Origin of the sequence: Lacihabitans sp. LS3-19, assembly GCF_024343575.1 — a bacterium.
In the GTDB taxonomy this organism is placed as follows: Bacteria; Bacteroidota; Bacteroidia; order Cytophagales; family Spirosomataceae; genus Leadbetterella.
In genome coordinates this window covers 318,183-344,167 of the sequence record NZ_RJUA01000127.1, presented here as the reverse complement: position 1 = coordinate 344,167, position 25,985 = coordinate 318,183, and the positions used below count along the sequence as shown (strand labels likewise).

Annotated in this window: 24 protein-coding genes; 15 read left to right on the top strand and 9 right to left on the bottom strand. The window is 37.1% G+C overall.

From position 1 onward, the window contains the following. Positions 1-39: 39 nt before the first annotated feature. The 12 genes from EGI22_RS22055 to EGI22_RS22000 all read left to right on the top strand — a co-directional run bounded on the left by EGI22_RS22055 (position 40) and on the right by EGI22_RS22000 (position 11,729). Entirely contained in the window at positions 40-867 is an 828-nt protein-coding gene (locus tag EGI22_RS22055; RefSeq protein ID WP_255070716.1) for a sugar phosphate isomerase/epimerase, read from the top strand. A gap of 2 nt (positions 868-869) precedes the next feature. Continuing rightward, on the top strand, positions 870-1,679 hold the full coding sequence (locus EGI22_RS22050; protein WP_255070715.1) for an alpha/beta fold hydrolase: 810 nt from the start codon (positions 870-872) through the stop codon (positions 1,677-1,679). 215 nt (positions 1,680-1,894) lie between these two features. Beyond that, positions 1,895-2,926, top strand: a complete 1,032-nt coding sequence (locus EGI22_RS22045) for an aldose 1-epimerase family protein (RefSeq protein ID WP_255070714.1) — start codon at positions 1,895-1,897, stop codon at positions 2,924-2,926. Between the two features lie 88 nt (positions 2,927-3,014). Continuing rightward, positions 3,015-4,217 (top strand): hypothetical protein, encoded by a 1,203-nt coding sequence (locus EGI22_RS22040; protein WP_255070713.1) that lies wholly within the window; start codon positions 3,015-3,017, stop codon positions 4,215-4,217. 147 nt (positions 4,218-4,364) lie between these two features. Further along, positions 4,365-5,393, top strand: coding sequence for a sugar phosphate isomerase/epimerase (locus EGI22_RS22035; protein WP_255070712.1), 1,029 nt, complete (start codon positions 4,365-4,367; stop codon positions 5,391-5,393). Between the two features lie 146 nt (positions 5,394-5,539). Then, positions 5,540-6,706, top strand: a complete 1,167-nt coding sequence (locus EGI22_RS22030) for a Gfo/Idh/MocA family protein (protein ID WP_255070711.1) — start codon at positions 5,540-5,542, stop codon at positions 6,704-6,706. A 193-nt stretch (positions 6,707-6,899) separates the two neighbouring features. Next, positions 6,900-7,136, top strand: a complete 237-nt coding sequence (locus EGI22_RS22025) for a DUF6364 family protein (RefSeq protein WP_255070710.1) — start codon at positions 6,900-6,902, stop codon at positions 7,134-7,136. Further along, on the top strand, positions 7,126-7,557 hold the full coding sequence (locus EGI22_RS22020) for a PIN domain-containing protein (RefSeq protein WP_255070709.1): 432 nt from the start codon (positions 7,126-7,128) through the stop codon (positions 7,555-7,557). The genes EGI22_RS22025 and EGI22_RS22020 overlap by 11 nt, the downstream gene beginning before the upstream one ends. 49 nt (positions 7,558-7,606) lie before the next feature. Beyond that, positions 7,607-9,085, top strand: a complete 1,479-nt coding sequence (locus tag EGI22_RS22015; RefSeq protein ID WP_255070707.1) for a sugar ABC transporter ATP-binding protein — start codon at positions 7,607-7,609, stop codon at positions 9,083-9,085. Then, a complete protein-coding gene (locus tag EGI22_RS22010) occupies positions 9,072-10,013 on the top strand; it encodes an ABC transporter permease (RefSeq protein WP_255070706.1) in 942 nt (313 codons plus the stop codon). The genes EGI22_RS22015 and EGI22_RS22010 overlap by 14 nt, the downstream gene beginning before the upstream one ends. Positions 10,014-10,154: 141 nt before the next feature. Beyond that, a complete protein-coding gene (locus EGI22_RS22005) occupies positions 10,155-10,376 on the top strand; it encodes a hypothetical protein (RefSeq protein ID WP_255070705.1) in 222 nt (73 codons plus the stop codon). Between the two features lie 435 nt (positions 10,377-10,811). Then, positions 10,812-11,729 carry a substrate-binding domain-containing protein gene (locus tag EGI22_RS22000; protein ID WP_255070704.1) on the top strand — a complete coding sequence of 306 codons (918 nt, stop codon included), beginning with the start codon at positions 10,812-10,814 and terminating at the stop codon, positions 11,727-11,729. A 194-nt stretch (positions 11,730-11,923) separates the two neighbouring features. Here EGI22_RS22000 and EGI22_RS21995 read toward each other — a convergent pair whose 3' ends face one another. Together EGI22_RS21995 and EGI22_RS21990 are read right to left on the bottom strand one after the other, a co-directional pair. Then, entirely contained in the window at positions 11,924-13,720 is a 1,797-nt protein-coding gene (locus EGI22_RS21995) for a hypothetical protein (RefSeq protein WP_255070703.1), read from the bottom strand. Between the two features lie 407 nt (positions 13,721-14,127). Then, positions 14,128-14,475: a Spx/MgsR family RNA polymerase-binding regulatory protein gene (locus tag EGI22_RS21990; RefSeq protein ID WP_255070702.1), complete on the bottom strand. Its 348-nt coding sequence runs from the start codon at positions 14,473-14,475 to the stop codon at positions 14,128-14,130. Positions 14,476-14,684: 209 nt separating this feature from the next. On the opposite strand from EGI22_RS21990, the gene EGI22_RS21985 reads away from it, so the two are divergent. After that, positions 14,685-15,947, top strand: a complete 1,263-nt coding sequence (locus EGI22_RS21985) for a thioredoxin family protein (protein ID WP_255070701.1) — start codon at positions 14,685-14,687, stop codon at positions 15,945-15,947. Between the two features lie 121 nt (positions 15,948-16,068). Here EGI22_RS21985 and EGI22_RS21980 read toward each other — a convergent pair whose 3' ends face one another. The 6 genes from EGI22_RS21980 to EGI22_RS21955 all read right to left on the bottom strand — a co-directional run bounded on the left by EGI22_RS21980 (position 16,069) and on the right by EGI22_RS21955 (position 21,249). Beyond that, entirely contained in the window at positions 16,069-16,536 is a 468-nt protein-coding gene (locus EGI22_RS21980; protein WP_255070700.1) for a gliding motility lipoprotein GldH, read from the bottom strand. Further along, complete coding sequence (gene ricT / locus EGI22_RS21975; protein WP_255070871.1) at positions 16,533-17,972, bottom strand: stage 0 sporulation family protein; 1,440 nt, start codon at positions 17,970-17,972, stop codon at positions 16,533-16,535. Before ricT ends, EGI22_RS21980 begins: the two co-directional genes overlap by 4 nt. Positions 17,973-18,192: 220 nt before the next feature. Beyond that, positions 18,193-19,482: a phosphoribosylamine--glycine ligase gene (gene purD / locus EGI22_RS21970; protein ID WP_255070698.1), complete on the bottom strand. Its 1,290-nt coding sequence runs from the start codon at positions 19,480-19,482 to the stop codon at positions 18,193-18,195. Between the two features lie 82 nt (positions 19,483-19,564). Then, a complete protein-coding gene (locus tag EGI22_RS21965; protein WP_255070696.1) occupies positions 19,565-19,843 on the bottom strand; it encodes a type II toxin-antitoxin system RelE/ParE family toxin in 279 nt (92 codons plus the stop codon). Positions 19,844-19,851: 8 nt separating this feature from the next. Continuing rightward, positions 19,852-20,064: a hypothetical protein gene (locus EGI22_RS21960; protein ID WP_255070694.1), complete on the bottom strand. Its 213-nt coding sequence runs from the start codon at positions 20,062-20,064 to the stop codon at positions 19,852-19,854. A gap of 141 nt (positions 20,065-20,205) precedes the next feature. Continuing rightward, positions 20,206-21,249: a 6-bladed beta-propeller gene (locus tag EGI22_RS21955; protein ID WP_255070693.1), complete on the bottom strand. Its 1,044-nt coding sequence runs from the start codon at positions 21,247-21,249 to the stop codon at positions 20,206-20,208. A 210-nt stretch (positions 21,250-21,459) separates the two neighbouring features. On the opposite strand from EGI22_RS21955, the gene EGI22_RS21950 reads away from it, so the two are divergent. Further along, complete coding sequence (locus EGI22_RS21950) at positions 21,460-23,151, top strand: PHB depolymerase family esterase (protein ID WP_255070692.1); 1,692 nt, start codon at positions 21,460-21,462, stop codon at positions 23,149-23,151. 73 nt (positions 23,152-23,224) lie between these two features. Beyond that, on the top strand, positions 23,225-24,475 hold the full coding sequence (locus EGI22_RS21945; RefSeq protein WP_255070690.1) for a glutamate-5-semialdehyde dehydrogenase: 1,251 nt from the start codon (positions 23,225-23,227) through the stop codon (positions 24,473-24,475). A gap of 196 nt (positions 24,476-24,671) precedes the next feature. On the opposite strand, the gene EGI22_RS21940 is transcribed toward EGI22_RS21945, so the two are convergent. Next, complete coding sequence (locus tag EGI22_RS21940) at positions 24,672-25,664, bottom strand: sterol desaturase family protein (RefSeq protein ID WP_255070689.1); 993 nt, start codon at positions 25,662-25,664, stop codon at positions 24,672-24,674. Between the last annotated feature and the right edge of the window lie 321 nt (positions 25,665-25,985).

The window sequence follows — 25,985 nt, the reverse complement described above, 5'->3', positions numbered from 1 at the left end:
ATCTGTGTCATCAGTGTTCCAATTAAACATCAACCATAAATGAACAATAACTTACCTTTCCGCTTCGGCTCCGAAGTGTACACTTGGTACATGGCCGGCAATGGTGAAACCCACAAAGGTCGCCTTGGCCACATGATAGAAATTATCTCCAAAGCTGGTTTTACTGGCATTCAGCCTATTTTTACATGGATGGGCGACTTAGTAGATCCTGAATTGCTAGCCGCAAAATTGAAAGAAAATGGAATCGAATTGGCGGCACTGGCTTTGGCACAAGAGTGGAATGGCAAAGTAGAAACGATTGAAGAAAAGATGATTTCGGACAACGCGATTGCACTTTTGGAGCATTTTCCCAATGCGGTTTTAAACACTGTACAGATACCAACTGGCAGACACGATTTAGAGGCAAGACAAAAAAACTTGGTAGATATTGTAAATTCGGTATCGCAAAGGGCTCATGATAAGGGTATTGCTTGTAGTTATCACCCTAATTCACCGCATAGTTCTATTATTCGAACCTCTGAAGATTATAAAATAGTTTTGGAAGGCCTGAATGAAAAAGTAACAGGCTGGACGCCAGACGTGGGGCACATAATCAATGGAGATATGGATCCTTTGGCTAAAATGAAAGATTATCAGCATTTGATCAATCATGTACATTACAAAGATTGGAACGGGACTCCCGAATGGACCATTATGGGAAATGGGAAAGTAGATTTAGTAGGAATAACCCAATGGCTCAAAGATATAAATTACAGCGGTTGGATTATTTGCGAAGATGAAGGTCCCGAAGCTCTAGAAGATCCCGACTACGTGACACTACATGACGGTAATTGGATAAAAAATGATTTAATTCCAGCTTTAAAATAATTATGCCTTTAATAAAGACCAACGGAATAGATTTTTATTACGAAGAAAGAGGGAATCCTTCGACAGAACCTCTTCTGATGATAATGGGTATAACTGCTCCTGGTTCAGTTTGGGAGCCACATACCTTAGAAATGGAAAAGCATTTCAGGTGTATAATTGGCGATAATCGTGGTGTGGGTTTGACAGAAAAACCAGCAGGCTCTTACACTACCGACCAAATGGCCGATGATTATGCAGGGCTATTGGATAGTTTGGGTATCGAAAAAGCCAAAGTGATTGGCTGCTCAATGGGCAGTACAATTGCCCAGAAGTTAGCCATTAGACATCCTGAAAAAGTCGTTTCATTGGTTTTGATGTGCCCATGGGCCAGGTGCGATAATACCGCCCAAGGAATATTTCAACATTTGATGGCTTGTAAGGCACATTTAAACCCAAAAGAATTTACGAGGTATATTCAATTATTGATATATTCCAAAGCTTCTTGGGACGATGACAAAGTAGCAGCAGAGTTAGCTGAAGGGAGAGAAAATGCACATTTAGATCCAAATCCTCAGCCATTTCATGGTTTGGTAGGGCAAGCACATGCTTGTATAAACCATAACGCTTTGGAAGATTTGCATAAAATAAAACAAAAGACTTTGGTGATTGGTGGTAAAGAGGACATTTTTACGCCTGTTTGGATGGCGGATGAAGTAAGTACTGCTATTCCAAATGCCGAATTGTATTTATACGAAAAAGCAGGTCATATCTTTCATTTCGAGAATCTTGAAGATTTTAATAAAAGAGTAAGCAATTGGTTGCTCAATAGTTAGTTTTTTGTTGAACACTGATAACACAGATTAGCACAGTTGTGGATATTTTTTTCTTTAAAATAAAAATCAATGCTAAAGTATTTTTAAGAGATTTAGGAAGGTCATTTTTAAAAAGTTAATAAGTTAAAAAATATCATTTTGGATCAGTTCTAATTCATTTTATAAAACAGTGTAAATCAATAAAATCAGTGTCATCAGTGTTCCAAAACGAAACAATGATCAAAACAAGCAATAAATACATCAATAATCACCACCAAATAGGCGGAATAGAAACCTCCGTTCTTGACAATGGCGTTGGAAGAGGCAATAAAATCGCTTGGATAAACACAGGTTCGGGCTTGCGTTTCAAAGTGAACTTTGATCGCGGAATGGACATAGGTGAAGCTTTTTATAATCAACATTGTCTCACTTGGTTGAGCCATGGAGGCATACCAGCACCGCAGACTTTGTCAGATATTGGTATAAATTGGCTAAGAACTTTTGGTGGAGGTTTATTGACTACTTGCGGGCTTCAACATGTTGGAGGTCCCGAGTCTGATGAGTTTGGCGAAAGGGGAGTTCATGGAAATATCAGTAATTTACCCGCTGAAATTGAGTCAATTGTTCAGCCTGATATAGCCAGAGGTCAAATGGAAATGAGCATAACAGGCATCATAAAAGAATCCAAAATATTTGGCCCAAATCTGGAATTGAGAAGGAAGATTTCGTGCAATTTGGGTTCGGCTGAAATAAAAATTGAGGACGAAGTTATAAATCGTGGAAACACGGAAACACCGTTGATGCTTTTGTATCATTTAAATTTTGGATATCCTTTGGTACAAGAAGGTACCCAAATACTGTGGGAAGGAGAATGGAAACCAAGATTTGGAGGAGAATATCCAAAAATATTCAAGGAAGGAAATGATTTCAAAAGTTGTCCTGCACCTTTAGAAAGCCACGCAGGTGGAGGCGAGGAAGTAGCACTTATAAATCCAAAAGCTGACGAAAATGGAAAATGTAAATGTGGTTTATACAATCCCAAATTGGCGTTTGGAATAGAATTGGAATTCGACAAAAGACAGCTTCCAACATTAAGCAATTGGCAGCATTTTGGGGAAGGAGAATATGTTACGGGGTTAGAACCAGGAACTAATTGGCCAATTGGCCAAAAACAAGCCCGAGAAAACCAAGAACTCATTTTCCTTAAACCGAATGAAGCAAAGAAATTTGAGGTATCATTAAGGGTGTTTAGTGAAGATAAAAACTAAGCTAATGATATAATTAATACAGAGAAAAAATACGAAAAAACAAATATTCAAACCTTAAAAAATTATATATTTAAACAAAAATTCAACCATGAGTAGTATAAAAAAAGCACTAGAGCAAGGCAATGGAATATTAAGATTAGCTCCGACTTGGGTTCCCCGTTCGTTTTGTGTGCCTGGCCGAAGAATCAAACTTCATCCAGATGATTATTATGTACTTGGTGGTGTAAGAGGAGGCATAGATGAGCGTTGGCTTTCCTCTACTACACCAGCTGAAAACGGCCCATTAACAGGAGAAAATGAAGGTTTGAGTATGATTGTTTACAATGATGAAAAAATCATTTTAAAAGACGCCATTGACGAAGTTGGTGCCGACATAATCGGAGAAAGGCTTTGGAATGAATACAAATCATGGCCAATGTATTCAAAGTTTTTCGATAATATGGGGCCATTGCCACATCATATTCATCACAATGATGAAAAAGCAGCATTAGTTGGTCAAAATGGCAAGCCCGAAGCTTATTATTTTCCACCACAATTGAACAACCATGGCGGTGATTTTCCTTATACATTTTTCGGAATTACACCAGGAACTACCAAGGAGCAGATAAAAGAATGTTTGATGAATTTCACAAAAGGGGATAACAAAATCACCAATTATTCGGCTGCCCAACGTCTAGAACCCGGAACTGGCTGGTACGTTCCACCTGGAGTTTTACATGCACCAGGAAGTTTGTGTACCTACGAACCGCAAAAAGCTTCGGATATATTTGCTATGTATCAAAGTTTGGTAAATGAGGCTATTGTTCCCGAAGAATTGCTTTGGAAAGGTACACCACAAGATAGAATTGGAGATTATGACGAGTTGGTAAGTGTGATAGATTGGGATTTAAACACCGACCCGAATATTGTAGAGAAGTTCTTTATGCTGCCAAAACCAGTTAAAGCAGTTGCTGAGATGGAAGCCGAAGGCTATATAGAAAACTGGATTTGTTACAAAGCCGAGGATTTTAGTGCTAAAGAATTGACCGTATTGCCAGGCCAAACGGTAACTATAAAGGATGCCGCGGCTTATGGCTGTATCGTAATGCAAGGACATGGAAAAATGGGTGTTTGGGATATCGAAACACCAGCATTGATTCGTTACGGACAGTTAACGAATGATGAGTTTTTTATCACAGAAAAAGCGGCCAAAGAAGGCGTTGTGATTTCTAACCCATCCAATACAGATCCGATTGTGATTCTCAAACATTTTGGGCCGAAAAACCCAGATTTGGAGGTGGTGCCAATGTAAAATATATTAGCAAATTGATGACAGCAACGGCTGCCGCACAGATTTGATAAGATAAACGAAGATTAATATAAATAAATCAGTGAAGATCTTTAAAATCAGTGTCATCAGTGTTCAAAAAGAATTATTCAATCTAAATAAATAATATAAATGGAAAATAACTATCCTAAACTCCACAATGCCACATGGCCTGGCATAGTTGGGAAAGGCCCCGATTCGGAGCCTGCTATAGCACTTGATACCATGCTCGAAATGACGGCTGCTGCTGAAGTAGACGGCGTGAAATTTGATGGTGTAGACCTAGGCCTTTTTGATCCTCATTATGACCTAGATACTTCGGACGACGGCGTAAAAAGGCTTGCGGATAAAGTTTCGAAACACGGACTTGAAATCGGGAGTTTAGTTGCTCCTATTTGGGGTGGGCCTGCTATGGGCTCTGCCGAAGACCGCAAGACTTTCGTAGAAATGGTGAAAAAAAGCTGCGAAATTGGACAGAAATTGAGAGAGATGGGCCTTAGACCAAATGGAATTGTACGTATAGACTCGGCCTCTAGTCCAGATGCATGGGCAAAAGATCCCGTTGGAAATACAAAGTTAATAGCCCAAACATGGCGAGAAGCTTGTGATGTAGCTGCTGACTATGGTGAAAGATTGGCCGCTGAAGGTGAAATATGTTGGGGTGGAATGCACTCATGGAAAAAAGTAATAGAAACCATGGAAATGGTGGACAGACCCAATATTGGTTTTCAGGCAGATATGTCACATACTACTTTGTATTTGTTGGGCTATAATGCCCCAGAAGACAGAGTTTTGCCAGTAGATTTCGAATGGGGTGATAGGGCTACTTTTTTAGAAGGTTTGAAAAAACTTACAGCGGCTCTTAGACCTTGGACGATAGACTTCCATGTGGCTCAAAACGATGGCACGGTACACGGTACAGGTTCGCACGATAAAACTGGTCGCCACTGCTTAGCAACGGATCCAAACGGAAAGTTAGATATCGCTAATGATGCTGGCTATTGGTTAAGAGATGAGTCAGGTGTGTTGACCAAAGCTTTCAAACATATTTGTTGGGATGGCTGTATGTTTGCCAATGATGTTATGACGCAACCGAAAACTTGGAATGATATCCTAGCGGCTATGATTCAGGTGAGAAAACAACACGGTTGGGTAGAATAAGAATGTGTTTCCTTGCGTGAGGGATAGTATTGGAGCTCTTTTTTATGTGGCCTTAGCCCATAAAAAAAGCGGGAAAGGATAGCCCGACCCCCTGAGGAACGAAGTGGGGGCACGCCCAAATAATATTAATTCTAAAATTTAAAGAAATGTCAGACAAAAAACAATTGAGAATAGGTTTAGTAGGCACGGGTTTGATGGGAAGAGCTCACGCCAATGGCTACAATAGAATACATAATTTCTTCCCTGAACTTGAATATGAGCCGAAATTAGTGGCGGTTTGTTCGAGAAATGAGGAAAAAGTAAAGGCTTTTGCTGCCCAATGGAATTTTGAGTCTTACGAAACAGACTGGAAAGCTTTGGTGGCTCGTGAAGATATTGATGCGGTGGATATTTGCACACCCAACGACTCTCATTTTGAGATTGCTTTGGCTTGTGCTGCTGCCGGAAAGATGATTTTGTGTGAAAAACCTTTGGCCAGGACTTTGGAAGAGGGTCAACAAATGGTAGACGCCATTCAGAAGGCAGGCGTAAAAACTACCGTTTGGTATAATTATCGAAGAATTCCAGCAGTAACTTTGGCTAAAAATATCATTGATTCTGGCAAATTGGGTAAAATATACCACTATAGGGCCAATTTCTTGCAAGATTGGACCATAAGCGAAGACTTGCCACAAGGAGGTGAAGGACTTTGGCGTATGGATGTGGATGCTGCTGGTTCTGGTGTTACTGGCGATCTTTTGGCTCATTGTATTGACACCGCCATGTGGTTGAATGGAGGAATAACTGACGTTTCAGCAATGACAGAAACTTTCGTGAAACAGCGTATGCACCAGCTTACGGGCAAAGTTGAACCTGTCGGTATTGATGACGCTTGTCTGTTTCATTGCCATTTTGAGAATGGTTCTCTTGGGCTTTTTGAATCAACACGTTACGCTCGTGGGCACAAAGCTCTCTATACATTTGAAGTTAACGGTGCGGATGCATCGTTGAAGTGGGACTTACACGACATGAACCGTTTGGAATATTTTGATCATCGTGACGAGAGTAATCTTAGAGGTTGGAGGTCAATTCATATTACAGATGGTGATCATCCTTATATAAAAAACTGGTGGATTCCAGGCTGTGGAATAGGCTGGGAGCATAGTTTTGTACATCAAGTGGCTGATTTCTTGAAAAGCTTAGAAGATGGCTCTAAATGCTCACCTACTTTCGAAGAAGCTTTGCAAACCCAGAAAGTTTGTGCTGCTGTAATCGATTCAGCTAAAACCAAAAGCTGGAAAGATACGCACGTGGATGGGAAATATGTGTGGTAGTTTTTTTTAACACATAGAGAACATAGGGAACTGCCACATAGGTACATAGGCTGAATTTCTATGTGCCTATGTGGTTTTAAAATTAATATACGTCTATGTGAACTATGTGGTAATCTTTATCATAATTTGAAAGAATTATTCAATTAATACGTATTTTTGAAAAACGTACGTATATTTGAATAAATATCTTGAAATGACAGTAAAATTAAATTTAACAATCGACGAAACTTTGGTTTCTAAAATCAAAGTTTATGCAGCTCAAAAGCAAACTTCCGTTTCAAAACTGGTTGAAAACTTGCTAAAAGAAGAAATTGAAACTGGAACCAAAGGTTCAAATATTAGTAAAAAATTCGCGGGAATCCTTTCTGGTAAAATATTGGATGAGGAGAAAATAAAGGAAGACCATTTAATGAGTAAATATGGCTACTAAGATTTTTCTTGACACCAATATTGTTTTAGATCTTCTTGATAATCAACGACAATGTCATAGTGAAGCTGTCTTACTTTTTGACTTGATTGATAATGGCGAAGTTTTAGCATATATTTCTGAAAGCGTTGTCACAACTACAGATTATATCCTACAGAAGCTTTTATCTAAGTCTTTTAGAGTAGAATTTTTTAAAGAAATCTCTAAAAAGATTCAAATATTATCTTGTAACAACTTGATTTTGGATAGAGCAATTATTTTGGAATTAGAAGATTTAGAAGATGCTATACTTTATCAAATGGCCATAGAAAACAAAATAGATTACTTTATTTCAAATGACAAAAAGTTGTTAGCCAGTGGTTTGAAAGTGTTAACGATTGTTCAGGCTGCAGATTATTTGGAAATTATTAAAAAACCTAAATAGTTTTATACAAATGCCAAAGACAAAAAATTATATTTAAGCTTAAGTTTGAATGCCAAAATTGCTCGTATTAAATAATATCTCCAAATCCTTCTCAGGTATAAAAGTGCTTGAGAATATCTCTTTGCAGATAGAAAAAGGGAAAGTTCATGCCCTAATGGGTGAAAATGGTGCTGGCAAATCTACTTTGATGAAGATATTGGTGGGTTTGTTGCAGGCTGATGAAGGAGGGATTTTATTAGAAGGCGAAGTAATTTCTGGACTTTCGGTACATGATATTTTAGGAAAGGGCATCGCCATGATACACCAAGAGTTATTGATGGTGCCAGAGTTGTCTGTTGCTCAAAACATATTTTTAGGTAAAGAAAGTCAGCGTTTTTCTTGGCTAAATGAGTCAGATATTTACACAAAATCAAAACAAATTCTTGCAGATTTAAAATTAGATATTTCTCCAAAAATCAAGGTCAAAAACCTGAGTATTGCTGACCGCCAAATGGTAGAAATAGCCAAAGCTATTAGCAATAATGCCAAGGTGATTATCATGGACGAGCCTACTTCGGCACTCTCTGATGCTGAAGTGAAAATTCTTTTTGATATTATTGAAAAACTTAAAAATCAAGGTGTTGCGATAATTTATATTTCACACAAAATGGATGAAATATTTAAAGTTGCGGATATCATAACAGTTTTACGTGATGGCAAACTTATCGAGACAAAACCTGCCGTTGATTTAAATTCTCAGAAGTTAATAAATCTAATGGTAGGAAGAGAAATTTCAGAGCTTTTCCCAAAAGAAAATATTGACAAAGGCAAGGTCATGATATCCGTCAAGAATTTAGGTCGAAAAAATGTTTTTCAAGACATCAATTTTGAAGTGAAAGCTGGAGAGGTTTTAGGTTTGGCAGGATTAGTTGGGGCGGGGAGGTCTGAAATCGTAAGGGCTATCTATGGTTTAGATATTTTAGATTCTGGTGCAGTCGAAATAGACGGTGAAGTAGTAGAGATAAACTCACCATTGGATGCTATAAAACATGGAATAGGGTTTGTGAGCGAAGACAGAAAGGCAATTGGGATTGTTCCGCAATTGTCTATCAAAGAAAACATTTCTTTATCTTCTTTACAGAAATTTTCTCAGTTTGGTTTTATAAATAGTGAAGTGGAAACAGAATCAACAAAAAAATTTTATCAAGATTTAAAAATAAATGCCTCGGGTTTAGGTCAAAAAGTGATAAATTTAAGTGGTGGCAACCAACAAAAAGTAGTTATTGCCAAGGTTTTATTATCAAATCCGAAAATTATTATTCTTGACGAACCTACTCGTGGAATAGATGTTGGAGCTAAATTCGAGATATATAAATTAATAAATATACTAAAAGCCAAAGGATTAGCCATTATATTGATTTCATCGGAAATGCCAGAAATATTAGGTCTTAGCGATCGTGTTTTGGTTCTTTCTCAAGGAAAGCAAAAAGCAATCTTATCGAAATCTGAGGCTTCACAAGAAAAAATTATGCAGTATGCGGTTCATTAATTCTCTCCGTCAATACGGGATTTTCTTTGCATTTTTCATCATTTGTTGCTTCCTGAGCTATGCAAGTGGACAGTTTCTGACCTTTTCAAACTGGACAATCATCTTTACGCAAGTTTCCATAAACGCACTTTTAGCATTTGGGGTGACATTCGTAATCATCACAGGTGGTATAGATTTATCAATTGGTTCTATAGTAGCAGTAGCTGGTGTAGTTGCGGCATTGTTGGCCTCCCAGCCTGATTTGCCTTTGATTGTGCCAATTTTAGGTGGCTTGTTGGCGGGCTTATTTATAGGATTTGTTAATGGAATCATCATTACTAAAAGCAAAATAGCACCCTTTATAGTAACGCTTGGCATAATGACGATTGGCAGAGGCTTGGCTTTGATTTTGAGCAAAGGTAGGCCTATTTCTAATCTATCTGATTCTTTTAATTTTATTGGAGGAGGCGACATTTTTGGAATTCCACTTCCAATAATAATTTTGATTATAGTATTTATTATTTGTTATTTACTCTTGAAGAATACTGTTTTTGGAAGATACGTTTATGCTATCGGAGGCAACGAACAGGCTGCCTATGCTTCTGGTATCAATGTCAATAAAATCAAAATAGCGGTATACGCTCTTTGCGGAACTTTGGCTGGTTTAGCGGGAATATTACTAACCTCGAGAATCACTACTGGCCAACCAAATGCTGGAGCTGGTTTTGAATTAGACGCTATAGCTGCTGCAATCATTGGAGGCTCAAGTACTTCAGGCGGAACGGGTACAATAGCTGGAACATTAATTGGAGCATTATTGATTGGTGTAATCAATAATGGCCTTGATTTATTGAATGTAAGTTCTTATTATCAGCAAGTTATCATGGGTGCAATCATCATTGGGGCGGTGCTTTTGGATAGTTGGAATCAGAAAAAACTTTTATCTTAGTTTGTATTGAACACGGATTTAATAGATTTGACATGGATTCGAGGTAATATAAATACTAAAAGATAGAAATCTGGTTTTCATTGGTGTATTCTGTGTTCAAAAAAAATGCTATATTTGTTAACAATTATTTTCAAAGAAATTATGGAAAGCATAACAATCAAGCCAAGAAATGACAGCGAAATGCAGTTTGTAATGGAGTTTATCAAAAGAACTAAGCTTAGGTCAAGCCTCGACCAATCTAATAAAGCAATAAAAAAGCAAGAAGTTTTGGATGGCATTACTAGTAGTGTTGAACAAATTAACCAACACATGAAAGGAGAAATTGAATTGAAAACATTAGAGGAGTTTTTGGATGAGTTATAAAATTGTTCCAACAATTGACTTTCAAAGAGATTTCAAAAAGCTTTTTAAAAAGTATAAGTCTTTGAAGAAGGACATTTTAATATTGTCAAAACTTATTAAATAAAATCCAAACTTAGGTAATCCATTAGGAAAGAATTGTTTTAAAATTAGAATGGCTATTGGGTCTAAATCTGGTGGAAAAAGTGGGGGGGGCAAGAATTATTACATGTGTCAAAATCGTAAAGGAGACGGTTTTCTTGGTTTCTATTTACGACAAATCTGAAATTAATACTATATTAGACGACGAATTGAATAAGAGACTAGAAGGCTTGAATTAATTTCAGTCATTTCGTAAGATCTTGATTTTTTGGTTTTGCAAATTGATCAAACTGTCTGAATCTTTCATTTTCAAATCCACATTCCTATTAAACGATGAATAAAAAACCTTAATATTTAATGAAAAAAATACTTATTTTTCTAGTTTCTTTTTCAATCTTCTCCTGCAATTCCTCAAAAAATTCTGACGAAAAGAAGATTAAAATAGGAGCGACCATGCTCAGTATGCAGAATGAATTCATCGTGAATATTGCTGACGAAATGCAGAAAAAGGCAGATGAATTGGGCGTAGAATTGATCATTGTAGATGCTGAACGCTCCCCGCTTAAGCAAATTGAGCAAGTCGAGAGTTTCATTGCTCAAAAAGTTGACGTGATCATCATGAATCCAATTGAGTTTGAGGCAAGTTCCCCTGCTGTTACAAAAGCTTTGGCTGCTAATATTCCAATTATAAACGTAAACTCTGCTACAAGTGCTGCACCAACTGCTTTTGTTGGCTCCAATGATGTAGAATCTGCTAGAATTGCCATGAAATATATTGCTGACAAAATAGGTGGAAAAGGAAATATGGTGATGATACATGGCCTTATGGGCCAAGCGGCTCAATTGCAAAGGGAAGAAGGTGCCAAAGAGGTTTTAAAGCAATATCCTGATATTAAAATGCTTGCCCAACAAACAGGGGAGTGGGACAGAGCCAAAAGCATGGACTTGATGCAAAACTGGATCCAATCGTATGGAGATAAAATAAATGCGGTTTTTGCTCACAACGACGAGATGGGCTTAGGTGCAGTAAAAGCCCTACAAGCTGCTGGAATGAAAGACAAAGTATTGGTAATAAGTGTAGATGCCATAAAAGATGCTCTTCAGTCTGTTCAAAAAGGAGAACTAAACGCAACAGTTTTCCAAAACGCCAACCAACAAGGTGCAGGTGCGATAGAAACCGCCTTAAAAATTGCTAATAAACAAGCTTTTGAAAAAGAAGTTTTGATTCCTTTTGAATTGGTGACTAAGGAGAACGTTGGGAAGTATTTGAAGTGATGCTTTTTGTGTTATAAAACACGGATTAACACGGATTTGACACGGATATTTTTTCTATGTTACAAAGAAGTCTTTAATGGAAATATCATTACTAAAAGATTTTTCAAACAAATCCGTGTTCCATTTTCAAGCACAAAAAAGGCCTCTTCCCAATAATGAAAAGAGGCTTCGAGATGTATGAGGATTAGAATATTTTAAGCTAAAACGGGCTCTCCAACGGTGATTCTCACCAATTCGTTTTCGATTTCTGTCAAGTCATTTTTCATTTTTTCTATGAAAGTTTTGGTTTCGGCTTTCATACTTTCCACCAATTCTTTGTAATAATTAATTCCTTCAAAAAGGTTATTTTTGAAAGTCTCCACATATTTATTTTGTTGCTCTATTGTTTCGTCTGTAAACTTCCTGATTTGATTTTTGAGGTATTTTACGTTCAATTCGAGTTCGTTCACAAACATGTGTGGGCGAACTAAATTGTTCAAAAGATTCTCTCGACCATATATATGACCAATCATGCTTTTCATCGAAAATATGCCTGAGAAATAAGCCAAGTTTGGTCCTGGACAAATGGAAACCGCTGTAAGTTTACGGTCAGGCTGAATTCCATTGGCCAAAAGTGCTGAGGAGGCTAGGCCTTCACATAAGCATTCTTTGACTTTCAAGGTGTTTTCTCCTTTTTTGATAACAGATTCAGGAGTTTCAGGTTGTTTCATCTGTATTTCCTTGAGATTTTGATATTCTCTAGAAGCAGTACAAATCGGAATTTTAGTAAACTCAGTGTCAAACTGCAAAAACTTCTTATAACAAGGCGAGCCAGGACGGTTTTTGTCCATTCGAGTTTGAATCAATAGTTCAGAAGAAGTATTTCTAACGTTGTTAAATGGTACGCCCAATGGAGATGCATCACTCAAATAATAATCCTCTTTTTTTGCATCTACCAACAAGCTCAAGGCTTCGTTATCAACACTTACTACCTCTGGCACCATCAAAAATGGACTTCCCCAACCTACACTATCTACTTGATAATGTTCCAAAAGGAAATTGTGCTCGTTGGCTGTGCCTACGCCACCTTGAACAGTAATTTTAAGTGCAGGGTTGATGTTATCCAATCCCATTTCTGACCATGTTTTTTCGCAAATCTGTTTTAGTTCAGCTATAAGTTCTTGTTTTTTGGCTTTAAACTCTTCCATAATTGGCCCTAATAAAGTGCCACCAGACGCAAATGCGTGTCCACCGCAATTCAATCCAGACTCAATTCTGAATTCAGAAACCCAAAGGCCTTTTTTTGCCAAAAATTTACCTTGAATCAAAGCTGAGCGATAATCACTCACTTTCAAGATGATTTGTTTTTTGAAATTGCTGTTTTTATCAGGGAAAAAATCTGGAAATGAGGTGCAATAACTGAAAAGACGCGGATTCATTCCAGCCGAAAATACCATGCCTGAGTTTAAATCAGAAAGAGCAAAACCACGCAATGCTGCCATTGCATCACAGTATTCAGGAGCTAACTGCTCCCCATTTTTATCATAATTAAACTTGTCCAGTTTGGTCATGATATTCACATCTATAGAACCTTTTACCATTTTAGATTTCAATGCTACTCCAAGTACTTCTTTGTTTGAATCGCTGGCCGCTAACATTTCTAAATACAATTTTTTCAAGTCTGCATTTTCAGGCAAAAGGTCGAAATATTGAGTCAATTCAGTTCCTTCTTCGAATTCCTGACTTTTCAATCGCTCAAAATTTGCATCAACTACTTGCTTAATAACATTCAAATATGAGGTGATTCTTTTGGCTCTATAATCTTCATCTTTTACTGAGATTTCGTTATATTCCAATCCTTCACGGTCGAAGTACAACTTCCTCATTTTTTCAATCATGTTGTCTTCAACAATAGAAATTACTGACGATATACCAAAATGTGCAACTTTGGCGGGAGTTTCAACAGTATAGCCTAATCCCATCACAGGAATATGAAATGAATGTGCTGTCATAATTGTAGTTTTTTAAGAAAATGTATTTGAGTGGTTTCAAAAAGGAACAACACACATCTTCTTTAGAAAAAAATCTTTTTGGTTAACAATCAACAATTTAAGTACTCTGTTTGCCATTTTGGCTATTTAGAGATTAGTCCTCAAAATTAAACTGGATGATTTTTTTAAAAAATGACTTATGATAGGTTTTGGATTTTTTTAAGAAAAGTGTAAGCAGTGGTCTTTGTTATTTAAGATTAAATTTGAATTCTTAAACTCTAGTGATAGAAGTTTTTACTGACATATTTCTTTTTAAGTCAAGGGGAAAATATTCTTTAATTTTTGAAGCGATATATTGTTTTATAGTGGAAATTGCCTTCTCAAATAGTTTGAAAAAATTGCCAATAATAAGATTTAGCCAGACTATTTTAAAGAATTTTATCGAAAAGTTCTTTGTCAAAGCCAACAGTTAGAACTTTCTCGTCTATTTCGAGTAGGGGTCTTTTTATAACTGAAGATTTTTCTACCAATACCTTTGCCGCAGTTTTGGGATTTTCTAAATCGGCTTTTTGGTCGTCAGTAAGGGCTTTATAAGTTGTGCCTTTTTTATTAACCAATTTATCTAATGGCACTTGCTTTATCCAAGAGTTTAGCTTTTCTACAGTTATTCCATCTTTTTTATAATTATGAAATTCATAAGCTACGTCTTTACTTTTTATATAATCTAAAGATTTTTTTACCGTGTCACAATTCGGAATTCCGTATACTTTCAACATATTCTTTTGTTTTTCTTTTTACAAAATTAATCAATTAATATCCTGGTTTAAAATGAAATTCCATTTTCAAAAATTCTATTTTAATTTCTTGCTAAATTTTCCAAAATCTAATAGTATCAAACCTCTTAACTACATATTAACAAGCAAAAATTTGGTTTGAGACTAATATTTTCCAATTTTTACGAGCATTTTTCAAAATCATTAATCGCATGAATATTTCACTGATGAATTTTATTAAAATAAATGGACTTGCTTTTGCACTCCTTTTTGCAAGTTGTCAATCAAAATCTCAAGATACCACAACGCAAACAGTTGTAAACGAAAACATTGACAAAACCCAAGTTACTTGGAATCCCAGCATAGATGACGCTCTTGCACAAGCCAAAGCTTCAGGGAAAATGCTCTTTGTAGAATGTTATTCTCCTACTTGTCCGGTTTGCCAGAGCATTGAGCCTTTCTTTAAAAAGCCTGAAGTTGCTACTAAATATAACAGTAGCTTTATCAATTATAAACTTGACGTTGGGAATGCCGAGCAGGTAAAATTCTTAAATGCACGTAATATTTACTTACCTAGCTTTCCTCAGTTTTTGTATTTTGACTCTAACGGGAATATTTTACACCAAGCTGAAGTAACACCTGATGCAGCTGTGATAGTTAAAGCTGCTGAAACTGCTCAAAATCCTGCTATAAGGGCTTCAAGTTATAAGGATAAATACGATAAGGGTGATAGAACCTTGGACTTATTGGTACAATTGGCAGCATATAGTCGTCTTACTAAAGACACTACATTGGCCATTTCTGCGGCTGAAGATTTATTTAAAATTTATCCAAAAGACCAAATAGGTAGCGAAACCAGTTGGAAACTTACCAAAAAGTGTGTGATTGATATGGAAAATGGGTTCGCTAAATATTGGTTTGATCACGCATCCGCAGCAGCTGCTTTTGAGAAAAAAGACGGACATGCAGGCAACGAAAACAATGTGCTGGGTGGAATTATTCAGTCTTCATTGTATAGTCCTCGTGGACAAAACTATGGCACCAGCAAGCTCAATCTTGTGAAACAATATATGACAAAAACAGGTGCGGGACAATACATAGAAAACGTAACGTGGGAGTTTGACATAAAAGCTTTGATTAGAGAAGGAAAACCTGAGCAAGCATTGGCAATTGGCGAAAAAATGGCCGCAAAATTTGGTGAAAACGGCCAGTCTATGGTGTATATCACAAGAGTTTTCAATGATTTTTACCCAAACAAAAACTATGCTCCTAAAGCCACCGCTTGGTTAAATAAAGCCAAAGGATTATTGAAAGAAGACAAATATCTGGCTGAATATTACTTTGAGTCTGCGAAGTTGAACCAGAAAGCTGGAGATTTAGCAAAAGCGAAAGCTGATGCACAACAAGCCAGAACTTTGGCAGCCAAAGCTCAAGTTGATTTGACTAAGTTTACGGCTTTGATAGAGAAATTGTAGGTAACTTTAAATTATGTAATTTATATTCAAAAGAAGGTGTAATTTTGAAAATTATACCTTCATTTTTTTATACTTCTTTAAATTTTCATTTACCAAAAGTAAAGCGATTTGAAAAATCGCTTTACTTTTGGGCCAATACCTCAGCACCTATAGACATAATATCTGTTAATGGGTCAGGACGCATGTTGTGACTTAGTGTCCATTTGTATTTTCCAGGTTTGGGAAACTTGTAGTTTTGAAGTTTCGGTGCAGCAATTCTGTTATCAAATATATCACCTAGGCCATCGCCATAAGGTTTTCCTGTTTTCTGATTAAAAAGAATAACTTCGTCCATAGAGTTTACCAACACCTTTCCGCTTGAGTCAGTTAATACTTGGTTTAGGTAAAGATTATAGTAAGGATAACCTATCGTATTTCTTACCAAATAGTTGAAATTATAGGCCTTGTTGGCATCTTTTATTTCAAAACTAAAGCTTTGTTTTTTGCCAATAAACCACTCCGAATTTTTAAAATCCCTAATTTCTTTTAGGTCAGAACTGCCCTTACAAGACATCAAAAGGCTAAAAACTACCAATATTGCTATTCTCATTCTGGTTTGTCCGGTCTATTATTGTTCTTAAATTTCTTTCTTCTTTTATTCTTGTTTTTGTTTACAGGATTTCCCCCTTGTGGAGTTTCTCCAGCATTTGCTTGTGGCGTTTCAGCATTTGCAGGCCTTGGCTCATTTATTCTTGGTTCGTTAGGACGATTTTGAATTGGCCTTGGTTCATTTGGTTTGGGTTGATTTGGTCGAGGCTCGTTGCCACGGTTTTGGTTTGTCCTTGGTTCATTTGACCTTGGCTGATTTGGTCTAGCTTCGTTCCCACGGTTTTGGTTTGGCCTAGATTCATTGGATCTTGGCTGATTTGGCCTTTGCTGTTGATTTCTTGGCTGATCTGATTTAGGCTGACTTTCCCCTTCCACCCTTGGCTTTTGGTCTTGATTTCTATTTTCAGGTCTATTTGGTTTTTTAGGACCATTTTTCTTTTTGCCTGTATGATATTTTTTGTCCAACCTTTCCAAATCGTTGTTTATGCTTACCGGCTTGGCTTGCACCAGCTCCGACATTTCCATAAGGTTTTCTAAGCCTACTGGTTTTTTACCTTCCAAGTTCATTTTCTGAATCTCAACTACCTGGGCACAGTTTATTGGGTACCAGTTGGTTTCGTTTGGAAAACTAAACCACATGATTCTTCTGAATATATCGGTTTTCTGTAGAGTTGCATCGCCTTTTTCTGTTTTCAAGGCTCTGTCTATTACAGGAATATCTCTTATAGCATCAATATAGGTTTCTAACTCATAGTTAAGACAACATTTCAATCTTCCGCATTGCCCCGAAAGTTTAGCAGGATTAAGCGAAAGGTTTTGGTATCTAGCCGCCGCCGTTGGAATAGTTTTAAAATCAGACAACCAAGTGGAACAGCACAATTCTCTTCCGCATGAGCCTATTCCGCCAAGTCTTCCTGCCTCTTGGCGAAGACTAATTTGACGCATCTCGATTCTGACCTTAAACTCCGATGCGAGTGTTTTTATTAACTCACGAAAATCCACACGATCGTCGGCTGAATAATAAAATGTGGCTTTGGAATTGTCTGACTGAAACTCTACTTCAGAAAGTTTAAGATTTAACTTCAGCTCTTTACAAATCTCACGTGTGCGATACATCGTGGTGAGATCTCTATTTATGGCTTGTGAATGTTTTTCGAGGTCTTTTTCGGTAGCTTTTCTATGAATAACCGCAAGTTCATCACTTTCTTTTATTCCTTTTTTGATCATTTGTAACCTTACCAATTCGCCCTGTAAAGAAACCGAACCAATATGATAGCCTGTGGGCATTTCACAAACTACAAAGTCTCCTGTATAAAGATCTAGATTGCTTTTGTTTTTGAAGTATTCCTTTCTACCACCTTTGAATTTTATCTCTACCACACCAAACCTCGCACTTTTTGGCGTATCCATGTTTGAGAGCCAGTCAAAAGAATTCATTTTGTTGCACCCACCAGTGGAGCAACCTCCCGAACTACAACCTGCAGTAGTTTTGTGATTGGATTTTTCTTCTGCTACGTTTTTTATATTGCCGCATCCACCGGATGAGCATTGTCCACACGCCATAAGAATATATATTTTTATCCGATTTACGCTGCTTTTTTTACTTAAAAAACAAGGACGGAACGATTTTCTAATTAATTAACAAAAACAAAACTAACTATTTCTCCAAATATTTCATCAAATCTTTTCCAATATCTTTTCTGAAATACTTCTTTTTGAACTTAATATTTCTGGCCATTTTTTGAGATTTCCTCACTGCCGAGGCCATTGTGCGGCCCATACCTGTTAGGGCAATTACCCTGCCACCATTGGTAACTACACCTTCCGAAGTCGTATTTGTACCTGCATGAAATATAACCGTATCTTTTTCAGCAACTGGAATTTCCATCAAATCGCCCTTTTTGTAGGCCTCAGGGTATCCGCCAGCTACAACCATTGTAGTCACCGCAGACTTTGGATTTACGGATATTTTGATTTTGTCCAATTTACCATCTGCAGCTGCTTGCAACAAACGCACCATATCGGTCTTTATTCTTGGCAAAACCACTTCAGTTTCTGGGTCACCCATGCGAGCATTGTATTCAATCACCATTGGATTGCCGTTGTCGTTCATCAAACCAATGAAAATAAAGCCTACGTAATGAATTCCTTCTGCTTGTAGACCTGCCATGGTTGGTTTTACAACTAAATCCTCCACTTTTTGCATATATGCAGCATCGGCAAAAGGTACTGGCGAAACCGCACCCATACCACCTGTGTTAAGGCCTGTATCGCCTTCTCCGATTCTTTTATAATCTTTGGCTTCTGGCAATATCACATAGTTTTTGCCATCTGAAAGCACAAAAACCGAAAGTTCGATTCCGTTTAAAAACTGCTCGACAAGCACTTTATCTCCAGCTTCGCCAAATTTGCCTTCGGTCAGCATTTCTTTTAAGCTTGCCTTGGCTTCTTCTTTGTTTTCAGTAATAATTACACCTTTTCCGGCAGCAAGTCCATCGGCTTTGAGTACGTAAGGGCCTGTTTGTTTGTCTAAATAAGCCAGACCAGCCTCTAAAGTGTCTTTTGTAAATGTCTCTGAAAATGCAGTAGGCACGCCGTGTTTTTGCATAAAAGCTTTGGAGAAATCCTTGCTTCCTTCCAAACGTGCACCCGAAGCGTCTGGGCCAATTATTCTGATTTTACGAAGTTTTTTGTCAGCCTTGAAAAAATCCACAATGCCTTTGACCAGTGGATCTTCAGGCCCAACGACCACCATGCCTATGTTTTCGGACAAAACCAAGTTTTTTATCCCTTCAAAATCATCAACTTTTATATCAACATTGGTAGCTACTTGAATGGTGCCGGCATTGCCTGGAGCCACAAAAAGCTTTTCACATTTTTTGCTTTGTGCTATTTTCCATGCAAAAGCATGCTCTCTTCCACCCGAACCTATTATTAAAATATTCATTTCTTCTTTTTAAAAATACAAAAATAGGGATTGAAGGGGTGGGAACAAAATGAGGGGGCGAATTGGAGTATGTTTTGTGATTTTATTTGTAAACTTCCTTTCGATGTTTGATTCTGATTATTGAAATAGTCACTATATTGTTTTCAATACCATAAATCATTCTATAATCTCCAATTCTTATTCTATAAAGTTGATCATAATTAAGTCCTTGAATTTCAAACTCATTTAATTGAATACTCCCAAATGGTGTGGGATTTGTTTCTAATTCTTTAATTTTAACAAAAACTCTTTTGATTACATGTTGAGGTAGTTTTGCTAGTTCTTTCTGAGCAGTTTTTTTAATAATTACTTTAAAAGGCATTGCTGAAACTACTTAACTTGCAAATTAGCTTTTACTTCTTCCCATGGCAAACTTTCTTCATCCTGCCTCTCTTTTGCAATTAAAGAATCCTCAAAATCTTCCATTAATATTTCAAAAAGTCTTTTCATAGATCGATTTTTCAAATCCAAAGATACCGATATGGGTGTACCTTTTTCATTTAGAGTAAAAGTCCTATACTTTTCTAAATTTAACGCAGTCATTTTTTCAAGTTTTTATTTAAAAACAATACAATTATAAAAAGAAAACTTTAAAATTCATTGTTTTCCCCTTGAAAAATATACTAATCCAGATATAAAATCGCTACTTAATTATTAAATTATTATATTTTAATTCTACTACCCCTACACCCTCTCCAACTTAACAGGATAAGTCTTTTTAGAAGCCCATTGTGGTATGTAAATGCTATCGTCGGAGTCTATGCAGACATCGTGTGGGTGCATAAATACCTTGGCGGGATCAGATTTTCTTTGTTCTTGAAGTTTTCCGTTAATATAAATTGGCTCCGATGCTCCTGGAGAAGAAACTACTTTGTCGTTAGCATCCAATATCTGAATATACCCTGAGTTGGGATAGTCTTCCGACGTTGACCTAAATACAGCTCCGAAAAGATTTTGATTTTTGATAACTGGTCTGCAAATAAATGAACCGGGCAACTCGATAGTTGATAAATATTTGCCATCGAGCGTAAATCTCTTCCAACAGTTTTGTTGGCGAGAGGTGATAATCAAAGTCGGATTTTCAGGCTTTCGCATGTCTACAATCACCCCATGGTTGCATTTAAACTGACCACTTTCGGTGCCATTGCCACCCCAGTGTCTGATGTATTTTCCTTTGGCGTCATATTGCATCACGAAGTTTTTGCCATAGCCATCCACTACATAAATATCCCCATTGAGTGGATTTACAGCCGATTCTGTAGGTACAAACTGACTGGGATATTGGTATTCGCCTGTTTCTTTTGGGTATTCAATTTTGAAAATCTCGTTGCCTTTCAAGTCCGTTTTGATTACCTGATTGCGGCTATTATCGCATAACAAAAGATATTGTTTTTCGCCCTCGTTGAATATCGTGAGTCCATGGGCTCCTGGGTAGGAGTTGCCCCATGTTTCAAGCAATTTTCCCGATTTATCATAGATCAGAATGTTATTTTTGGTTTCATTGGTACACATTATCAGGCGACCTTTGGCGTCTTCTACCATTTCGTGGCAGTCGTTCACGGGTGTTTTTTGTGCGTCCAATACACCCCATCCTACCATTACTTTGTATTTGTGGGTATTATGGCCAATGATGATTTCATCTTTTTGCCCAAAACTCAAACCCGGCATCATTTGCAAAGCGGATGAAACGCCAGCTATTTTTAAGAAATTTCTTCTGTCTAGATACATGTTTTTTGTTGAATAGTTTATGCAAAATACTGATATTTCTCATTGTAGGCAAAGACATTATTAAAAACTTTTAATAAATGATATTTTATTTTCAAAAACCACATTTAAATCCTCTGAAACCTTCTTTTTGACTCTTTTGATTTGAAATATGGATAATTATTTAAAAATTCGCATTGTAAACGTTTTCCCAATATGTTTAAGCCATAAAAAATGACAAATTTAATCCTTAAAAAAGTAAACCTTTCTGTTTTATTTATCCTCTTTATTTTTTCTTTTTCTAATGCCCAAACCTTATCTAGTGGCCCGCAAATTTTAAGTTTTCATTCGGATGTAGACGATACCGAGCAGCCTTACAGTTTGTATTTACCCAAAGATTTTAGTGAGAAAAAAAACTATCCTTTGGTGGTAATGTTGCACGGAGCGGGATCAAACCATCGCTTGGCACTAAGAAGGGTTTTCGGTAAAAGTAATGCCGAAGGGGAAAACGACGTAGAAGCGAGTTTATATTTCCCGAAATGGAAAAATGTTGACTACATCGTAGTTTCGGCTAATGTCAGAGGTACTATGGGCTATCAGGGAATTGCCGAAAAAGATGTTTGGGATATGATAGCTGATGTAAAGAAAAGATTTAAAATTGACGAAAATAGAATGTATCTCACTGGCTTGTCAATGGGCGGCGGTGGCACCATGTGGATTGGACTTACGAGACCAGATATTTGGGCGGCGATTGCCCCGGTTTGTCCAGCTCCACCAGCAGAAACCATTAACTATTTAGACAATGCGTTTAATATTCCCGTTCATTTTTTCCAAGGAGATGCTGACCCAGCCGTAAAAGTAGAAAACACAAGAAAATGGGTGGAAGATTTTAAAAAAGTGGGCTCAAATGTGAAATACCAAGAATATCCAGGGGTAAAACATGATAGTTGGGTAAATGCCTATAAAGATGAGTTTATTTTTTCTTGGTTTTCGAATTTCAAGCGAAATCCGTTTCCGACCAAAGTGAAATTTAGTACTGCCCAAATGAAGTACAATAAAGCTTATTGGGTAGAGATAGTGGATAAGAAAATTGGAGAGATTGCAAAAATCGAGGCCAATTTTAAAAACAAAAATGTGTTGGACGTAAAAACAGAAAATATAAATGCTTTCTCAATCAATGTCTTAGAACATCCAAACTTCAATGGTAAGTCGAAACTTAGCCTAAATATTGACGGTCAAAACCTTTCAGTTTATGGCTTAAACAATGGCCAAATACTGGTAAAATCTGCAGACAAGTGGGTGATTGGAAAGAGAGAAGATGTGACGAGTTTGAAAATCGCCAATCAAGAAGGACCAATGACCGAGGTGATAGCTGATAGGCATATTTATGTATATGGAACCAAAGATAATCCGAACAAAGAAGAATTGGAGCAGCGAAGAAAAATAGCTGAAGAAGCAGCAAACTGGAGTTTTTATAGGGGAGATTTCTTGGGTAGAGTGATGGTGTTTCCAAGAGTATTGGCTGACAAAGAAGTTAGGCCAAGTGATATCGAACGCTCCAACTTGGTTCTATTTGGAGATGTTGAGACCAACGAACTCGTGGCCAAATATGCAGATAAAACGCCCATGAGCTTGAAACATGAGGTGGAAGGTGCAAGTCTTAACTATATTTTCCCGAATGGTAAAAAATACATTTTGGTGAATTCAGGTTTGCCTTTTTGGGAATTGCCCAATGCGGATGGTAGCATGTTTGCTCGTTTGCGAGCTACGGCGAAACTTAGTGTGTTGAACGGCTACGGCGACTGGGTGCTGTATGACAAAACGCTCAACAATGTTTTGGCCAAGGGTTTGTTTGACAAAGACTGGAAATTGGAAGAAAAAGACAAGGCGTTTTTAGAAAAAACAGGAAAAGTAAATGTGAAATAAAGAAAAGGGGCTTTTAGCCCTTTTTTTTATATTTAAAATCCCGACCTTTGCCTTTCGAATAAAATCGTTGGAAATGGAGAGTATAGAACCATTATTAAAAAATACGCACAAAGCTGCATCTCAAATCAGAAGATTGAGTAGGAACCAAAAAGCAAAAATCTTAACAGATTTGGCTAAAATCCTTTTGGAAAACTCGGAGCAAATCATCCAAATAAACAAGGACGACTTGGATCTGATGGACCCCGCAGATGCCAAATACGATAGACTTTTATTAAACGAAAACAGAATAAAAGGTTTGGCAGATGCATTGGAAGAGGTTTCGAAACTAAATGATCCCAGTGGTCAAATATTGACCGAGAGAACGCTCGACAGCGGCATAAAAATGCAAAAAATCAGTGTACCAATGGGTGTAGTTGGGGCTATTTTTGAATCCAGGCCAAATGTAACGATAGACGTAGCTTCGCTTTGTATAAGGTCAGGCAATGCTTGTGTGCTAAAAGGCGGAAAAGAAGCTCATTTTTCCAATCAATTTTTGGTCAGTTTAATTCATGAGGCACTTGCCAAAAATGGTGTTTCTTCAAATGCCGTTATGTTATTGCCAACTGACAGAAAATACTTGGCCCAAATGCTGGAAGCCGATAAATATGTGGATTTGATAATTCCCCGTGGCTCACAATCTTTGATAGATTACGTAAGGAGCAATTCCAAAATACCAACCATAGAAACGGGTGCTGGCGTTTGCCATACTTATATCGAAAAAACGGCCAATTTGGAAATGGCTGCCGAAATCATAGTAAATGCTCGAGCTTCACGACCGTCGGTTTGTAATTCTTTAGACTGTGCCATTTTGGATGAAGCCGTTTTAGAAAATCTTATTCCACTGCTGAAAGAAGGATTTGAAAAATACAATATAGAGGTTTTTGCTGACGATAAATCGCATCCAGTTTTTGAGAAAAATGGCTTTGCTAAACTCCAACATGCTCAAGTAGAGGATTTTGGCAAAGAATGGCTGGATTTCAAGATTTCTATAAAAACCGTCAATAGTTTTGGTGAAGCTTTAGAGCATATCAATTTGTTTTCGTCGAAACATTCCGAGGCTATAATTACTGAGAATCAAAGTTTAGCAGAGACCTTCCTTCAGGAAGTTGATGCTGCTTCGGTATACCACAATGCTTCCACCAGATTTACGGACGGTGGTGAGTTTGGACTTGGGGCCGAGATCGGTATTTCTACCCAGAAACTTCATGCCCGCGGACCTTTTGCTCTAGAAAAATTAGTAACCGAAAAATGGATTTGCCGAGGAAATGGGCAAGTTAGATGGTGAGAGGTTCGGGCGGCAATCCGCTTTTGATTAATTCGATTTACGATTAAATTGATTTTCGATTAATTCGATTTATGTCCCGATAATTATCGGGAGATTCGATTTTTGATTAATTTGATTTGCGATTAAATTGATTTTTGAATTTGTATTTTTATTTGAATTTGTATTTGCTTTTGAATTTGTTTTTGAATTTGAATTCTCATTTAATTCCATCTAAATATTCCCTTCTAACCACATCCGCAGTTCTGTGAGCACCGTTTGGGGACCAGCCAGGAGGCATTACGATGTACAGCAACATGGACTTTACGTTTGGTGCGGCTGATATGTCTTTTATCAAAGCCCAAAGTTCGCCGAAATAAACATCTAGAATATTGCCAGAATTCACCTCGCGGGTTATTCCGTATTCTATCTGTACGTCCTCCTCTATGGGTTGATAAGTCCCAAAAACTCTGTCCCAAATGTTGAGTAAATTACAATAATTGGTGTCCATATACAGTGGATTCCGGGCATGGTGCACGCGGTGATCAGTGGGCGAAAGTATGTATTTCCCAAGCACAGGAATTTTGTGCAGTCCCAACCTTCCGTCTTTTACGATATTTTCGCCTACATGTATAAACGCCCCCCAAGTGCCATCTACAAACATGATGAAAAACAAAAGCGTAGGATGAATACCTGCCAAAATACAAATAGACCCCCTGATAGCATCGGCATAAGGTCCTTCCAAGAAAAAATGAGCATAAGTAACAGAGAGATTCATATTTTCGGGTGCGTGGTGGGTAGAATGCAAACACCAAAACAAGCGAACTTTATGCCCTAAATAATGGTAAATAAAATGCGAAAACTCCCAAATAACATAGCCATAAATGAGCCAATACCACGTGAAAGTAGTTTGAAAAAGGGCGTATTTCTGGAAATTTGCTAAGATAAAACCAATAACACCGATAGATATAAATCTTGAAACAACGCGGTTTAATACATAAATCAAGAAATTGATTTTATAAACTTTTGTATGAGGATTTTTATAAAACAAACCGGCAATGAGTTCGAAAATAACTAAGAATGGTATCAGAGGGCCAATAATGGAGGTGATGCCCTCGTAAGTCAGAAAAGCACTGTAGTCGCCCGTAGAAATGATTTTGAAAACGCCACCTAAACCAAAGAAACTTTTGATTTCAGAAAGAATAGTATCCATCCAAGAAAAATTTATGATTAGCTAATATTCAAACATACAAAATTATTTTTGAAGATAAGAAACTTGGTCATTTTTTGTAATAAGTGAGGATTTTAAAATACTGGATTCAGAAGCTTGATAAAACAGGAAGGCTTTTTTTGGCAAAAAATAATTATCCGTTTGGTAAGGGTTAATAACTGAAATGTTGAAGCCTAAACAAGTAATAATATATTGGATATAAGGAAACGAAACAATATATTTGTTCAATTGAAAGATCAAACTCTACAAACACTTAGATATATTTAATAGCGGCCATAGCCTAGCTTAAACATAGCAAATCGT

Bases quoted from the DNA above. Each gene is read 5' to 3' on its own strand.
- EGI22_RS22055 (WP_255070716.1), top strand. From the start codon at position 40: ATGAACAATAACTTACCTTTCCGCTTCGGCTCCGAAGTGTACACTTGG.
- EGI22_RS22050 (WP_255070715.1), top strand. From the start codon at position 870: ATGCCTTTAATAAAGACCAACGGAATAGATTTTTATTACGAAGAAAGA.
- EGI22_RS22045 (WP_255070714.1), top strand. From the start codon at position 1,895: ATGATCAAAACAAGCAATAAATACATCAATAATCACCACCAAATAGGC.
- EGI22_RS22040 (WP_255070713.1), top strand. From the start codon at position 3,015: ATGAGTAGTATAAAAAAAGCACTAGAGCAAGGCAATGGAATATTAAGA.
- EGI22_RS22035 (WP_255070712.1), top strand. From the start codon at position 4,365: ATGGAAAATAACTATCCTAAACTCCACAATGCCACATGGCCTGGCATA.
- EGI22_RS22030 (WP_255070711.1), top strand. From the start codon at position 5,540: ATGTCAGACAAAAAACAATTGAGAATAGGTTTAGTAGGCACGGGTTTG.
- EGI22_RS22025 (WP_255070710.1), top strand. From the start codon at position 6,900: ATGACAGTAAAATTAAATTTAACAATCGACGAAACTTTGGTTTCTAAA.
- EGI22_RS22020 (WP_255070709.1), top strand. From the start codon at position 7,126: ATGGCTACTAAGATTTTTCTTGACACCAATATTGTTTTAGATCTTCTT.
- EGI22_RS22015 (WP_255070707.1), top strand. From the start codon at position 7,607: ATGCCAAAATTGCTCGTATTAAATAATATCTCCAAATCCTTCTCAGGT.
- EGI22_RS22010 (WP_255070706.1), top strand. From the start codon at position 9,072: ATGCGGTTCATTAATTCTCTCCGTCAATACGGGATTTTCTTTGCATTT.
- EGI22_RS22005 (WP_255070705.1), top strand. From the start codon at position 10,155: ATGGAAAGCATAACAATCAAGCCAAGAAATGACAGCGAAATGCAGTTT.
- EGI22_RS22000 (WP_255070704.1), top strand. From the start codon at position 10,812: ATGAAAAAAATACTTATTTTTCTAGTTTCTTTTTCAATCTTCTCCTGC.
- EGI22_RS21995 (WP_255070703.1), bottom strand. From the start codon at position 13,720: ATGACAGCACATTCATTTCATATTCCTGTGATGGGATTAGGCTATACT.
- EGI22_RS21990 (WP_255070702.1), bottom strand. From the start codon at position 14,475: ATGTTGAAAGTATACGGAATTCCGAATTGTGACACGGTAAAAAAATCT.
- EGI22_RS21985 (WP_255070701.1), top strand. From the start codon at position 14,685: ATGAATATTTCACTGATGAATTTTATTAAAATAAATGGACTTGCTTTT.
- EGI22_RS21980 (WP_255070700.1), bottom strand. From the start codon at position 16,536: ATGAGAATAGCAATATTGGTAGTTTTTAGCCTTTTGATGTCTTGTAAG.
- ricT (WP_255070871.1), bottom strand. From the start codon at position 17,972: ATGAATTCTTTTGACTGGCTCTCAAACATGGATACGCCAAAAAGTGCG.
- purD (WP_255070698.1), bottom strand. From the start codon at position 19,482: ATGAATATTTTAATAATAGGTTCGGGTGGAAGAGAGCATGCTTTTGCA.
- EGI22_RS21965 (WP_255070696.1), bottom strand. From the start codon at position 19,843: ATGCCTTTTAAAGTAATTATTAAAAAAACTGCTCAGAAAGAACTAGCA.
- EGI22_RS21960 (WP_255070694.1), bottom strand. From the start codon at position 20,064: ATGACTGCGTTAAATTTAGAAAAGTATAGGACTTTTACTCTAAATGAA.
- EGI22_RS21955 (WP_255070693.1), bottom strand. From the start codon at position 21,249: ATGTATCTAGACAGAAGAAATTTCTTAAAAATAGCTGGCGTTTCATCC.
- EGI22_RS21950 (WP_255070692.1), top strand. From the start codon at position 21,460: ATGACAAATTTAATCCTTAAAAAAGTAAACCTTTCTGTTTTATTTATC.
- EGI22_RS21945 (WP_255070690.1), top strand. From the start codon at position 23,225: ATGGAGAGTATAGAACCATTATTAAAAAATACGCACAAAGCTGCATCT.
- EGI22_RS21940 (WP_255070689.1), bottom strand. From the start codon at position 25,664: ATGGATACTATTCTTTCTGAAATCAAAAGTTTCTTTGGTTTAGGTGGC.